The organism is Xanthomonas sp. D-109, from assembly GCF_017746095.1.
In the GTDB taxonomy this organism is placed as follows: domain Bacteria; phylum Pseudomonadota; class Gammaproteobacteria; order Xanthomonadales; family Xanthomonadaceae; genus Xanthomonas_A; species Xanthomonas_A sacchari.
This window is the reverse complement of record NZ_JAGHWV010000001.1, coordinates 379838-394045: the sequence shown is the minus strand read 5'-3', so window position 1 is coordinate 394045 and position 14208 is coordinate 379838. Positions and strand designations below refer to the sequence as shown.

Annotated in this window: 10 protein-coding genes; 4 read left to right on the top strand and 6 right to left on the bottom strand. The window is 71.8% G+C overall.

Annotated elements, in window-relative coordinates; translation table 11 throughout:
• The first annotated feature begins 279 nt into the window (after positions 1 to 279).
• Positions 280 to 4362 (top strand): CHASE domain-containing protein, encoded by a 4083-nt coding sequence (locus tag J7357_RS01640; protein WP_209244380.1) that lies wholly within the window; start codon positions 280 to 282, stop codon positions 4360 to 4362.
• A 22-nt stretch (positions 4363 to 4384) separates the two neighbouring features.
• Complete coding sequence (locus tag J7357_RS01635) at positions 4385 to 5428, top strand: HD domain-containing phosphohydrolase (protein ID WP_209244378.1); 1044 nt, start codon at positions 4385 to 4387, stop codon at positions 5426 to 5428.
• Positions 5429 to 5655: 227 nt separating this feature from the next.
• Here the strand turns inward: J7357_RS01635 and rlmKL are convergent, their stop codons facing one another.
• Both rlmKL and J7357_RS01625 read right to left on the bottom strand, forming a co-directional pair.
• Positions 5656 to 7830 carry a bifunctional 23S rRNA (guanine(2069)-N(7))-methyltransferase RlmK/23S rRNA (guanine(2445)-N(2))-methyltransferase RlmL gene (rlmKL, locus tag J7357_RS01630; protein WP_209244376.1) on the bottom strand — a complete coding sequence of 725 codons (2175 nt, stop codon included), beginning with the start codon at positions 7828 to 7830 and terminating at the stop codon, positions 5656 to 5658.
• A gap of 331 nt (positions 7831 to 8161) precedes the next feature.
• A complete protein-coding gene (locus J7357_RS01625; RefSeq protein ID WP_209244374.1) occupies positions 8162 to 9091 on the bottom strand; it encodes an AraC family transcriptional regulator in 930 nt (309 codons plus the stop codon).
• Between the two features lie 90 nt (positions 9092 to 9181).
• Here J7357_RS01625 and J7357_RS01620 point away from each other — a divergent pair, with 90 nt between their 5' ends.
• Positions 9182 to 10012, top strand: coding sequence for an oxidoreductase (locus tag J7357_RS01620; RefSeq protein WP_209244372.1), 831 nt, complete (start codon positions 9182 to 9184; stop codon positions 10010 to 10012).
• Positions 10013 to 10206: 194 nt separating this feature from the next.
• Here the strand turns inward: J7357_RS01620 and J7357_RS01615 are convergent, their stop codons facing one another.
• The 4 genes from J7357_RS01615 to J7357_RS01600 all read right to left on the bottom strand — a co-directional run bounded on the left by J7357_RS01615 (position 10207) and on the right by J7357_RS01600 (position 13521).
• Entirely contained in the window at positions 10207 to 11820 is a 1614-nt protein-coding gene (locus J7357_RS01615) for an ABC-F family ATP-binding cassette domain-containing protein (protein WP_209244370.1), read from the bottom strand.
• Positions 11821 to 11987: 167 nt separating this feature from the next.
• The gene (locus J7357_RS01610; protein WP_209244879.1) at positions 11988 to 12491 is read right to left on the bottom strand and encodes an N-acetyltransferase; all 504 of its coding nucleotides are present in this window, start codon (positions 12489 to 12491) and stop codon (positions 11988 to 11990) included.
• 14 nt (positions 12492 to 12505) lie between these two features.
• Positions 12506 to 13033, bottom strand: coding sequence for an alpha/beta fold hydrolase (locus J7357_RS01605; protein ID WP_209244368.1), 528 nt, complete (start codon positions 13031 to 13033; stop codon positions 12506 to 12508).
• Positions 13030 to 13521 carry an MOSC domain-containing protein gene (locus J7357_RS01600; protein WP_010343960.1) on the bottom strand — a complete coding sequence of 164 codons (492 nt, stop codon included), beginning with the start codon at positions 13519 to 13521 and terminating at the stop codon, positions 13030 to 13032. Before J7357_RS01600 ends, J7357_RS01605 begins: the two co-directional genes overlap by 4 nt.
• A 22-nt stretch (positions 13522 to 13543) precedes the next feature.
• Here J7357_RS01600 and J7357_RS01595 point away from each other — a divergent pair, with 22 nt between their 5' ends.
• Positions 13544 to 14134 carry an N-acetylmuramoyl-L-alanine amidase gene (locus J7357_RS01595; protein WP_209244366.1) on the top strand — a complete coding sequence of 197 codons (591 nt, stop codon included), beginning with the start codon at positions 13544 to 13546 and terminating at the stop codon, positions 14132 to 14134.
• Positions 14135 to 14208 lie beyond the last annotated feature (74 nt).

Genomic DNA, 14208 nt, shown 5'->3' with positions numbered 1-14208 from the left:
GCACTGCGCTGCGCGAGCGGCCGGCCCGCCGCCGACGCACCACGCCACCCGGACACCCCGCTTGGCGGACCGCGCGCCCGCGGCAGCCCTGCCAGCCGCGCAGCAAGGTGTAGACACGCCTCGGCTCTTCGGCCTGGAGGGCTGGCGCGACCGCCGCGCCCGCGCTAGCGTTGAGGGACGACCCGCGGGACGTTCGCCACCACCGTGAACGCCATCCCGCAACCAACCGGGGAATCCGTGCCGCGTGCCGCTCGCGCGTTCGCCAAAGGAAGGGGGAGCATGTCGAATCAACGCCGGACACCCGTCGCCGGCCCTGCGCGTCTAGCGCGGCTCGCCGCCCTGGCCGTGCTGGCCGTCGGGCTGCTCGCCGCGCTGCTGATCGCGCACGGCGTGCAGCAGCGCAATCGCGCACAGGCGCAGGCGCGCTTCGATCAACTGGCCTCGCACGTGGCCAGCGACCTGCGGCAACGCCTGGACATGTACGAGCACGGCCTGCGCGGCGCGCGCGGCGCGGTGATCGCCGCTGGCGGCGAGCACATCTCGCGCGAGCGTTTCGCCCGCTACAGCGCCTCGCGCGACTACCTGCGCGAGTTCCCCGGCGTGCGCGGCTTCGGCTACATCCAGCGGGTGCCACGCGCGGACGAGGCGGCGTTCCTGCAGCAGGCCCACGCCGACGGCGCGCCGTCGCTGCGGATCGTCGAACTGGCCCCGCACGACGGCGACCGTTTCGTCATCGTCTATATCCAGCCGCTCCGATCCAACAACGCCGCCGAGGGCTTCGACATCGCCTCCGAGCCGGCTCGGCGGGCCGCGGCGATCGCCGCGGCGCGCTCCGGTGCGCCCACCATCACCGCGCCGATCCGCCTGGTGCAGACGCCGGGGCTGGGCCAAGGCGGTTTCCTGCTGCTGTTGCCGGTGTACCGGGAAGGCATGCCGCTGCAGACCCCGGAGCAGCGCTGGCAGGCCACCACCGGCTGGGCCTATGCACCGCTGAACATCGCCGAGGTGCTGGCCTCCTCCGACGATCACAGCAACGAGCTGCGCCTGCGCCTGGCCGACAGCCAGAACCCGGCACAGCCGTTCTACCGCGACGACGCCACGCCGATCCTGGCCGGCGGGCAGGCCGCCGAGCGCACTCTCCAGGTCTACGGACGCCAGTGGCGGATCGGGGTGCAGGCCACGCCGGGCTTCGTGCGCTCGCTGGATCAAATCTCCCCGCTGCTCGCCGGCGGCTTGGCCGCCGGCATCGCGCTGCTGCTGGCCGCGCTGCTGTACGTGTTCCTGACCAGCCTGCGCCGCCGCGACCTGATCCTCAGCGAGCAGAGCCAACTGGCCGCGCTGGTCGCCGGCACCAGCGAGGCGATCGTCGCCGAAGACCTGCACGGCCGGGTGACCCACTGGAACCCGGCGGCCATGCGTATCTTCGGCTATACCCCGGAGCAGGCCATCGGCCAGCCGCTGCAGCAGTTGCTGGGTACGCAGATCCGCGATCCGGCCAACGGCGGCGACGGCGTGCGCGAACTGCGCCACCGCGACGGCCATGCGGTCAGCGTGCTGGCCAGCGTCTCGCCGATCGTCGGCACCGGCGGCGGCACCATCGGCCATTCGCACCTGCTGCACGACGTCACCGAGCAGGTGCGCGCGCAGGCGCGGGTGCTGGAACTCAATGCCACGCTCGAACAGCAGGTGGCCGAGCGCACCAGTGAACTGGTCACCTATTCGGCGCTGCAGCGCGCGATCCTGGCCAATGCCGGCTACGCGATCGTCGCCACCGACCCGGACGGCGTCATCACCCTGTTCAACCCGGCCGCCGAGACCCTGCTCGGCTACGCCGCGCACGAACTGATCGGACGCAAGGCCACCGGCCTGTTCCTGGATCCGGAGCAACTGGCCGCGCGTGCCGAACGCATGGCCACGCAGTCGGGCATGCCGGTACAGCCCTCGTTCGAATCGGTGGCGGCGCTGTCCACGCTGGGACGCAGCGACACCCGAGAATGGACCTACCTGAGCAAGGACGGCCATGCCTTTCCGGTGTTGCTCACCCTGAGCACGCTGCGCGACGACGACGACCGGGTAATCGGCTACCTCGGCATCGCGGTCGACCTGACCGAGCAGAAGCGCCACGAGCGCGAGCTGCGCCTGGCCATCGACGCGGCCGAAACCGCCAACCAGTCCAAGAGCGATTTCCTGGCCAACATGAGCCACGAGATCCGCACGCCGATGAACGCGATCCTCGGCATGCTGTACCTGCTGCGGCACAGTGCCCTGTCGCAGGCGGCGCAGGACATGATCCAGAAGATCGAGCTGTCGGCACGCAACCTGCTGGAGATCATCAACGACATCCTCGACTTCTCCAAGATCGAGTCCGGGCGCATCGACCTGGAATCGGCGCCGTTCGACCTCAACGAACTGCTGGAGAACATCGCCGCGCTGATGACCTCGGCGACCAGCGCCAAGCCGGTGGAGATGATCGTCGAGCCGCTGCCGCCGGGCTGCCGCTGGCTGCAAGGCGACGCGCTGCGCCTGAACCAGGTGCTGATCAACCTGGTGGGCAATGCCATCAAGTTCACCGAACAGGGCGAGGTGGTGCTGTCGGTACGCGCCTTCCCCGGCGCCGAACCCGGCAAACTCAAGCTGCTGTTCTCGGTGCGCGACACCGGCATCGGCATCGCGCGCGAGAAGCAGAGCCTGATCTTCTCGCCGTTCCTGCAGGCCGACACCTCCACCAGCCGCCGCTACGGCGGCAGCGGCCTGGGCCTGACCATCAGCCGGCGCCTGGTGGAGCTGATGGGCGGGCAACTGGAAGTGCAGAGCGCCCCCGGCCAAGGCAGCGATTTCTACTTCGTCATTCCGTTCGCGGTGGCGCCGGCAGCGGCCGACGACGACGCACCGGCGCAGGCGCGACGGGTGCTGATCGCCGACGACCATGAGCTGGTGCGGCGCAGCCTGACCGACATCGCCAACGGGTTCGGCTGGCAGGTGGAAGCGGTGTCCAGCGGCACCGCCGCCTTGGCCGCGGCCGCGGCCGCGCCCGAACGCGACGAGTTCGACGTGATCCTGCTGGACTGGCGCATGCCCGACCTGGACGGACTGAGCGTGGCCCAGCGCATTCGCGCGCAATCGGCGCCGGACCGGCAGCCGATCATCGTCATGGTCACCGCCTACGAACGGCGCATGATCCAGGAGCAGCAGCCCGGCGTGGCCGACGTGGATGCGGTGATGACCAAGCCGGTCACCGCCTCGGCCCTGCAGCGCACCATCGCCATGCTGCTGGCGCGCCGCAACGGCGAGCTGCCCGCAGCAGCGCCCGGCGACGGCGTCGCGCGCCTGGCCGGGGCCCGCTTGCTGGTGGTCGACGACAGCGACATCAATCGCGAGGTCGCGCAGCGCATCCTCGAAGGCGAAGGCGCGGTGGTCGACCTGGCGCAGGACGGCGCCCAGGCGCTGCAGCGGCTACGGCGCGATCCCGGCCGTTTCCACGTGGTGCTGATGGACGTGCAGATGCCGACCATGGACGGCTACGAAGCCACCCGGCACCTGCGCGCCGACCCGGAGCTGGCCAGCATGCCGGTGATCGCCCTGACCGCCGGCGCCTATCGCCAGCAGCAGGAGATGGCGCTGTCCAGCGGCATGAACGACTTCATCGCCAAACCGTTCCAGGTGGAGGACCTGATCGCGATCATCCGTCGTTATCTGCCGCCGAACCTGGCGGTGCTGCCGTTGCTGCCGCTGGCGCTGCCGCCGTCGGTGCTGCCGTCGGACGACTGGCCGGTCAGCGATCCGGCGTTGCTCGATACCGTCCAGGCGCAGCGGCTCTGGGGCGAGCGCGATCCGTACCGGCGCTATCTGCTGAAGCTGTTGCAGGAATATCCCGACCCGGCGGCGAGCGTGCGCGCCCTGCTGGACGCGCAGCGGCCGGGCGAGGCGGTCTCGCTGGCGCACAAGTTGCGCGGCTCGGCCGGATCGCTGGCATTGCCGGCATTGAGCGTCGCCAGCGCCGCCCTCGAGGAACGCTTGAGCACGGCGCCAGCGGAGGCCGCGGGGGAGATCGCGGCGCTGGCCGCGGCGATGGCCGACACCGCCGCCGAAGTGCTGCGCTTCGCCGACGCCACCCAGATCGCCACCACGCCTGCGACGGCAACCGACGCAGCGGCGGACCCGGCGACGTTGCAGGCGTCCTGGTACCAGGTGCTGCAGGTACTGGACAGCGACGATCCGGACCGCATCGACCACACGCTGCGGCAACTGGCCGCGGTCCTGCCGGCGGCGCACACCGCCGAACTGCAGCAGTTGCTGGAGAGTTTTTCCTTCCGTGAGGCCGAGGCCAAGGTCAGGCAATGGCTGGCCGAGGCACATGACTGAGCGCGCGTAACGAGACACCACCATGAGCCAGCCGTGCATTCTCTGTGTCGACGACGAACCCAGCAACCTGGCGCTGATCCGGCAGTTGCTGCGCGAGGACTACGCGCTGGTGTTCGCCAAGAACGGCGCCGAAGCGCTGCGCGGCGTGGCCAAGCATCGCCCGTCGCTGATCCTGCTCGACGTCGACCTGCCCGACGTCGACGGCTATACCCTCGCCCGCACCCTCAAGGAGGATGCGCGCAGCGCGGCGATCCCGATCATCTTCGTCACCGGCAAGGACAAGGACGCCGACGAGAGCATCGGCTTCGACGCCGGCGGCGTCGACTACATCACCAAGCCGTACTCGCCGAGCATCCTGCGCGCGCGGGTGCGCACCCACCTGTCGCTGGTCAGCGCCGCCAGCCTCGCCGACAGCCACCGTGCCGCGATCGAGATGCTGGGCATGGCCGGCCACTACAGCGACTCGGATACCGGCACCCACATCTGGCGCATGGCCGCCTACGCCCGCGCGCTGGCGCTGGCCGCGGGCTGGTCGCGCGAGGACGCCGACCTGCTGGAACAGGCCGCGCCGATGCACGACACCGGCAAGATCGGCATCCCCGATGCGGTGCTGAAAAAGCCCGGGCCGCTGGATGCGGACGAATGGCAGGTGATGAAGCGGCACCCGCGGATCGGCTACGACATCCTCAGCCGCAGCAGCGCGCCGCTGTTCCGCCTCGCCGCCGAGGTGTCCCTGTACCACCACGAGCACTGGGACGGCGGCGGCTACCCGGCCGGCGTGTCCGGCACGCAGATTCCCGAATCGGCGCGGATCGTGGCAGTGGCCGACGTGTTCGATGCCCTCACCTCGCCGCGCCCGTACAAGGCGCCGTGGACGCTGGAGCAGGCGATGGAACTGTTCAACGACAAGTCCGGCAGCCAGTTCGAGCCGCGCCTGGTCGCGCTGTTCGAGGCGATCCTGCCGCAGATCCTGCAGATCCAGGCGTACTGGAACGAACGCGAGGGCGAGGACGACCCGCCGCCGCGCGGCAAGGCGCAGGCCGCACTGCGGCATCACGGCGGTTGATACAAGCCCCTCTCCCCCCGGGAGAGGGGTTGGGGTGAGGGTACGGCGCGAAGCGACTCGCAGAGATGGAGGACACCAGGCTTCGCCCGTACCCTCACCCGCCCCTTCGGAGCACCTTCTCCCTGATGGAGAAGGAACAGCGCACTACGCTCCGCGATGGGCGTTACCGGTAACGCCCATCGCGGCTGAAGCCGCTCCTACAGAAAAGCACACGAGGCGCCGCGCGCTCAGCGCCGCTGCAGACGCCAGGCGCGATGGATGCGCGGGTTGCGCTCGAAGTCCGGATCGAGGGTCTGCGCGCTGATTTCCTCGCACACCGCGAACTCGGCCAGCGCGTTCTCGTCCAGCTTGAAGCGGCGGAAGTTGTTGGAGAAGTACAGCACGCCCTCGGGCATCAGCCGCGCCACCGCCGCGCGCAACAGCCGCACGTGCTCGCGCTGGATGTCGAAATCCTCGGCGCGCGCGGAGTTGGAGAAGGTCGGCGGGTCGCAGAAGATCACGTCGTAGCGGTTCTTCTCCGCCTCCAGCCAGCTCAGCGCGTCGGCCTGCACCAGCCGGTGCTGGGCGCCGCCCTTGCCGTTGAACGCCAGGTTGTCGGCGCACCACTGCAGGTAGGTGCCGGACAGGTCGACGCTGGTGGTGGAATCGGCGCCGGCCACCGCCGCCTGCACGCTGGCCACGCCGGTGTAGCAGAACAGGTTGAGGAAGCGCTTGCCGCGCGCCTGCTGCGCCATCACCCCGCGCAGCGGGCGGTGATCGAGGAACAGCCCGGTATCCAGGTAGTCGAACAGGTTCACCCGCAGCAGCGCAGCGTGCTCGCGCACCACCAGGAACTCGCCGCGCTGCTCGAAGCGGCCGTACTTGCTGCCGCCCTTGCCACGCTCGCGGGTCTTCAGCGCCACCTGTTCGGCGGGCACCGCGAACACTTCGCGCGCGGCCGCCAGCAGTTCGTTGCGACGGCGGCGCACGTCCGCGTCGGGAATGCTGTCCGGCGCCGCGTACTCCTGCACGTGCAGGAAGGTGCGCGCCTGGCCGCCGTCCTCCTGGTACACGTCGATCGCCGCCGCGTACTCGGGCAGGTCGGCGTCGTAGGCGCGGTAGCAACTGATCCCCGCCCGCGCGCGCCAGGTCTTGAACTTGCGCAGATTCTTGCGCAGGCGGTTGGCCACCATCTGCGCACCGTCGCTGAGCGCGCGCGGTTCCTCGGTGGCGCCGGCGCGCGGCGCGACCGCGATCGGGTCGCAGACGATCAACGGGCACTCCAGCGCGCCGTTGAACATCTGGTACTTCTTGGCCGCACGCAGGCCGGTGGCATAGGCCAGTTCGTCGCTGCCGCACAGCAGGCTGGCGCGCCACTGCGGCACCGCGCGCTTGAGCGCATCGCCCAGGCGCCGGTACAGCGCCGCGTCGGCCGCCAGGCGCTCGTCGTAGGGCGGGTTGCACACCACCGTGCCCAGCGCCTGCGCCGGTGCAGGCAACGCGGCGACGTCGTGCACGGCGAAGGCGATCGCCTCAGCCACGCCGGCGGCCTGCGCGTTCTCGCGCGCCGCGCGCAGCGCATGCGGGTCGAGGTCGCTGCCGTACAGCACCGGCCGCAATGCGGCGCGGCCGGCCTGGGCACGCTGCCGCGCCTCGGCCAGCAGCGTGCGCCAGGCCGCCACGTCGAACCCCAGCCAGCGGCTCGGCGCGGCATCGGCATCGGTATCGCCGCGCTGCTGCGCGGCCAGCTCGCCGCGCAGCAGCCCCGGCGCGACATCGGCGGCCATCAGCGCGCCTTCGATCAGCAGCGTGCCGCTGCCGCACATCGGATCGAGCAGCCCGCCGCCCTGCGCATACAGCGCCGGCCACTGCCCACGCAGCAGCACCGCCGCGGCCAGGTTCTCCTTCAGCGGCGCCTCGTTCTGCGCCTGGCGCCAGCCGCGCCGGTGCAGCGAGCCGCCGCCCAGGTCCACCGACAGCGTGGCGCGGCCCTTGCGCAGCGACAGGTTCAGGCGCAGGTCCGGGTGCTCCACGTCCACCGACGGCCGCTCCAGGCCCTCGCCGCGCAGCGTGTCCACCACCGCATCCTTGACCCGCTGCGCGGCGAAGCGCGCGTGGGTGATGCCGGTGCCGGACACATGCGCGTCCACCGCCAGGGTGTGTTGCGGCGCCAGATGGCTGCGCCACGGCAGCGCGGCCACGCCGGCGTACAGCGCCGCCTCGTCGGGGCAGTCGAAGGACTGCAACGGCCACAGCACGCGGCTGGCCAGGCGCGACCACAGCACCGCGCGCTGCGCGTCCTGCAGGCTGCCTTCGGCATTGACACCGGCGACGGTGGCGGTGGCCTGCGCCACGCCGAGCGCGAGCAGTTCATCGACGAGCAGGTATTCCAGGCCCTTGGCGCAGGAGACGAAGAATTTCACGGAAGGCGGACCAGGACGGACGGGAGGGAGGCACGGCGGGCACCGCGCGCGTGGCGCATCGCAGCGCCGGATCCGGCGTTGCCGCGGCCGCGGCCGCGGATCGGGGAGTGGGCACGCGAACGCACCGCACCGGAACGGCGCGCAGAATACCACAGGGCCTGTGCGCCCCTGCCTGCTGCGCAGCGCCCTGGTGCCGTGCGCGCCGTGGCCGTCGCTGGCCTCGTGCGCCTGGCATCGCGACGTCGCCCGCCGGCGCTCGCGTCGCGACTGCGCCGCGCCGTTGCAGGTGATTGTGGCGCGCCAGACGCCGCCGCGGCCCGCGACGCAGCGCTCAATGCGAGGCCACGAATCCGGCGCCGGGCATGGCCGGCGGCACCGCGAACTCGGCGCGCATGCGCCGCGCTTCGGCCATCGGCGGCCGGCCGAACAGGCGCTTGAACTCGCGGGTGAACTGCGACGCGCTCTCGTAGCCGACCGCATGGCAGGCGCTGGCCGCGGTCATGCCCTCGCGCGCCATCAGCAGGCGCGCCTGGTGCAGGCGGATCGATTTCAGGTACTGCATCGGCGCGACCTGGGTCACCGCCTTGAAATGCGCATGGAACGACGGCGTGCTCATCCCGGCCTCGCGCGCCAGTTGCGCCACGTCGAGGCGCCCGGCGTGATCGCGGTGGATGCGCTGCAGGGCGCGACCGATGCGACCGAAGTGACCCTGTTGCGCCAAGGCCGCGCGCAATCCATGACCTTGCGGCCCGGTCAACACGCGGAAGTACAGCTCCCGCACCAGGGCACGGCCGAGGATCGCCGCGTCCAGCGGGCGGCTCAGCGCCTGCAGCAGGCGCTGCACGGTGTCCCGCAGCGCCGCGTCCATCGGGCTGGACAGCATGCTCGCCGGCGCCTGCGCCTCCGGCACCGGACCGGCCTGATCGAGCTCGACCATGAGCCCCGCCGCGAGCTGGAAGTCCAGATGCAGGTACAGCGCCAGCAACGGCCGCTCCGCACTGCCGTCGGACTGCATGGTGAACGGCACCGGCACCGCGACGGACAGATAGTGCTGCTCGTCGTAGACGTACACCGCATCGCCGAAATGGCCGCGCTTGGCGCCCTGGCAGACGATGACGATGCCCGGGTCGTACAGCACCGGCGTGTCGGCCAGGGGCCGGTCCGAACGCAGCAGCCGCACATCCGGCAAGGCGGTCAGGTTGTAGCCCTCCTGTGGCGCCAGGGCGCGCAGCAGGTCCACGGAACTGGCGGCAGCAGTCATAGGAACAGGCAAGGATCGCAGAGTTCGCGGCATCGGCGCGGCGCATCGATCATCGCATCATTCGCCGCTCATCCCCATCAGGAGCGTGCCATGACGCAGCAGAAAACCTTGCTCATCACCGGCGCCAGCAGCGGTTTCGGTCGCGCGCTGGCGCAGGCGGCACTGGCGGCCGGACACCGCGTCGTCGGCACGGTGCGCAGCGCGCAGGCGCGGCAGGAATTCGAGGCGCTGGGCGCCGGGGCGTTCGGCCGCGTGCTGGACGTCACCGACGTCGACGCCATTCCCGGCCTCGTCGCCGCGCTCGAAACCACGCTCGGGCCGCTGGACGTGCTGGTCAACAACGCCGGCTACGGCCACGAGGGCATCCTTGAGGAATCGCCGCTGGACGCGCTGCGTCGGCAACTCGAGGTCAACGTGGTCGGTGCCGTGGCCATGATGCAGGCGGTCCTGCCCTACATGCGCCAGCGACGCCGCGGGCACATCGTCAACATCACCTCGATGGGCGGCTTCATCACCATGCCCGGCATCGCCTACTACTGCGGCAGCAAGTTCGCGCTGGAGGGCATTTCCGAGGCGCTGGGGCAGGAGGTCGCGGCGCTGGGCATCCACGTGACCGCGATGGCGCCGGGCTCGTTCCGCACCGACTGGGCGGGCCGCTCGATGGTCAGGACGCCGCGCAGCATCGCCGACTACGATGCGCTGTTCGATCCGATCCGCGACGCCCGCCAGGCCAAGAGCGGCCGCCAGCTCGGCGACCCGGCCAAGGCCGCCCAGGCCATGCTGGCGTTGATCCAGGCGCCCGCGCCGCCGGCGCACCTGCTGCTGGGCAGCGACGCGCTGGCCCTGGTGGGCGACAAGCTGGACCGCCTGCGCGCGGACATCGCCGCGTGGGAGGCGGTGAGTCGTTCCACCGATGCCTGAGCGCTCGTCGGCAGGGCGCCGTGCGACGTGCAGGCTCGGCACCGGCCGCGCCGACATGCGGACGGCGGAGCGACACGGCGCCCCGCAACGCGGACGTGCAGCAGGCCGCCAACGCCCTCTTCCGCACCCTGCGCACCCGCCAGGCAGCCGGACGGCACGCCGACCGGATCGCGCAGCGCTGCCGCCGCATCCACTCACCACGGCGTCAGCCGCCACGCCTCGGTGTCGGCCTGCAAGCGCTGCTGCAGGCGCAATGCGTCGAGAAAGTCCGCATCGTGCGACACCACCAGCAGCGCGCCGGGATACTGCAGCAGCACGGCGCGCAAGGCGTCGCGGGCCTCGCGGTCCAGGTGGTTGTCCGGCTCGTCCAGCAACAGCAGTTCGGCCGGCGGCATACGGTAGAAGGCGCAGGCCAGCGCAGTCTTCAGCCGCTCGCCGCCGCTGAGCTGGCCGCAGGGTACGCCGATGCGCTGCGCGTCCAGGCCGAGCAAGGCCAGCCGCGTACGCAACTCGGCGAGCGCACTGCCGGGCGCGGCGGCCTGCACCTGCGCCAGCGCAGTGGCGTCCGGGTCCAGCGCCGCCAACGACTGGTCCAGGTAGGCGCTGGCGGCGCGTACCCGGCAGGTGCCGGACAGCGCCGCCACCTGCCCGGCCAGCAGCCGCAGCAGGGTGGACTTGCCGCTGCCGTTCGCCCCGACCACGCCGATGCGTGCGCCGCCCTGCACCACCAGGTCCAGCGGCTGCCGCGTCGCCGGCGCGAACGGCAGCCGCACTGCCTGCAGCTCGACCAGGCGACGGCTGGCCGCATCGGCCGGCGGCGGCGCGAACAGCGCCACCGGCGCGTCCGGCTGCACCTGGCGCGCGGCCTCGGCGATCCGCGCAAGACTGCGAGCCTGGGTGGCCTGATGGTCGCGCACGCGCTTGCCGGCGCTGTCCTGGCTGCGCTGTTTCTGCCGGCCGAGCAGGATCGGCGCCTGGTTGGCCACTCCTGCCTGCTGCCGCCCGCGCGCACTGCGCCGCTGCTGCCGGTCGTGCTGCGCCTGCCAGGCGGCGTTGTCGCGCGCGTGCTGCAGCTTGTGCTGGGCCAGTTCGGCCTGCGCGGCGTCGCGCTCGCGTGCCCGGCACTGCAGGTAGAACGCGTAGTCGCCGCCATAGTCGCGCAGCCCGCCGGGCGACAGTTCCAGCGTGCGCTGCATGTCCTGCAGCAGCAGCGCATCGTGGCTGATCACCAGCAGGCCGCCCGGCCAGCGCTGCAGCGTCTCGCGCAGGCGCTGCCGCTGCGCCGCGTCCAGGTGCAGGGTCGGCTCGTCCAGGATCAACGCATCGGCCTCGGCCAGCCAGGCGCCGATCAGCGCCACCCGCATCGCCTCGCCGCCGCTGAGCGTGGCGGCCAGGCGCTGCGGCTCCAGCGCGCCCAGGTCGTGCGCGTGTAGCTGTGCCTGCAGGCGCTGGGCGATGTCCCAGCGCTCGCCGAGCGTGTCGAAATCCGCCGCGTCGGCGCTGCCGGCCTCGATCCGCGCCAACGCCCGCAACGCCGCGCCCACCCCAGCCAGATCGGCGACGGTGGCGTGCGGCGCCGGCGCGATCTGCTGCGGCACGTAATGCAGGCGACCGTGGCGCACGCAGCGCCCGGCGCTGGGTGTCAGTTCGCCGGCGAGCAGGCGCGCGAACATGCTCTTGCCGACGCCATTGCGGCCCACCAGGCCGGTAGGCCGCGCATCGAGCGCGAAGTGCAGATCGGAAAACAGGGTCCTGCCATCGGGCAGGAGGTACGTCGCGCCGTCCAGCGCAAGCAGCGGATGCGTCATGGGAACCTCCATGGATGCCGGTCGTGCCCGCCGATCGCTCGGCAGGAAGGACGAAGGCCGTCGCGAAGACGGCGGCATCAATGGCGCATCGGCGTAGATCCTCGATGAAGGTGCGGGACGATGCTAGCGCACCCGGCCCGCGCCGGGCGACATCGCGCTGTGCAGGCTCAGGGCGCGGACAGGAACGCCGGGTGGTATTCCACCTCGGCCATGGGCGGCAGGCGCTCGCCGAAGGCCAGCGCCTGGAAGGCCTCGATCGGCGCGCCCGGCAGGGTCAGCCCCGGTTCCGGGCGGAACCCGAAGCGCGCGTAGTACGCCGGATCGCCCAGCACCACGCAGCCGGCCGCACCCAGCGCCTGCAACTGCGCCAGCGCCTCGCGCACCAGCCGCGCGCCCAGGCCCTGGCGCTGGTGGCCCGGTCCCACCGACAGCGGGCCCAAGCCGTACCAGCCGCGGCTGCCATCGGACAGGCTCACCGGCGACACCGCGACGTGGCCGACCACGTAGCCCTCGTGCTCGATCACCAGCGACAGGGTCAGCGCGCCGTCCGCGCGCAGCCGTTCGATGATGTCCTGCTCGTCGTGGCGGCTGTGCGCGACGCGGAAGAAGGCGACCAGGGTCAGCGCCTCGATCGCCGCCGCGTCGGCCGGCCGCTCGGCGCGCAACAGCATGTCGTCGGCTGCGCTCACAGGCGCTCCAGCAGCTCGGCGAAGGCCTGCGCCGAGGTCGCCACGTGCTCGCCCAGGCGATGCGTGTCGTCGACCAGCAGCAGCCGCGCAGCGCGCGCCTGCGCCCAGGCGATCACCTCGGCGGCGGGAATCAGTTCGTCGCGCCAGGCGTGCACCACCGAGGTCGGCACCGGCGCCGCGTCCAGCGCCGGCAGATGGCCCATCCGCGTCGGCGGCACCATCAGGAACAGGCCGCGCACCGGCACGTGCAGCGACACCTGCGCAGCGATGTAGGCGCCGAGGCTGGAGCCGGCCAGCACCAGCGGCCCGCGCTGCGCCGCCGCCTGCGCCAGTTCCAGCAGGCGCTGCAGGCGGGTCGGCACGTCGCCGAGCGGGCTGATGTCGCGGCGCGCGTCCAGGTCGGTGTAGTCCGGGCGCGACTGGGTCCAGCCCAGACGCTCCGCGACCTCGGCCAGTGCGGTCACCTTGATCGCGTCCGGCCCGCTCTCGAAGCCGTGCGAGAGAATGCAGTGGCCGCGGCTCACAGCGCCACCACCGCATCGCCCAACCGCAGCGTGCCGCCCTGCACGATGCGCGCGCACAGGCCACCGTGGCCGCGCATGGCGTTGTAGCCGCCCGGCCCCAACGCCTGCTCCATGCGCGAGCACGGATCGCATGGCGCGATGCCTTCTAGTTCGACTTCGCCGATGCGGAAGCGGCGCCCCTTCAGGGCGATCAGCGGAATGCCGGAGACCACCACGTTGCGCCGCAGGGTCGCCGGCGCCACCGCCGCATGGCCAGCCAGCGCGGCGATCGCCGGCAGGTGTTCGGCCTGGATCAGGGTCACGCCGCGCTTGCCGTTGCGGCCGGCGTAGCGGTCGCCGTGCAGGCCGCCCTCGGTCTGCGCGGTGGCGGCGTCGACTTCGTGCATCGGCACATCGCGCGCCGGGCGCAGGCCGATCCATTCCACGCGCCCGGCGCGCGGCAGTGTGGCCAGCAGAGTCGCCAGCGGGCTTTCGGAATTCAGGGTCATCGGCGAATGCTAGCATCCGCGCATGTCGCCTACCCCGCCGTTGCCGATCCACGATGCGCCCCTGCCCTACGTCGGCCTGCTGCAGGAGCGCGCGCCGGACAGCATCACGCTGGCGGTGATCCACTGCACCGAGTTGCCGGACCTGGCCAGCGCGCGCCTGTACGGCGAGCGCGTGCTGTATCCGTCGGGCACCGGCAACAGCGGCCACTTCTACATCGACCGCGACGGCAGCGTGCATCGCTACGTGCCCGCGGAGCGCATCGCGCATCACGTGCGCGGCTACAACCCGCGGTCGCTGGGCATCGAACTGGTCAACCGCGGGCGCTATCCGCTGTGGCTGGATTCGCGCCACCAGGCGATGCGCGAAGACTACCCCTCGGCGCAGATCCAGGCGCTGATCCGCTTGCTGCAGCAGTTGCGCGCGGAACTGCCGCAGTTGCGCCACATCGCCGGACACGAGGCGCTGGACCGCAGCCTGGAACCGGCCAGCGACGATCCGACGCGGCAGGTGCAGCGCAAGCTGGATCCAGGGCCGCGCTTCCCCTGGCCGCAGGTGCTGGAGGCGGTAGCGCTGGCGCCGTATGCGCCGTCCGCCGATCGCGCCCTGTCGTAGGAGCGGCTTCAGCCGCGACCGGGCATTGCCGATCGCATCGGGTCGCGGCCGATCCCGCAAAAGAGACCGAGAAC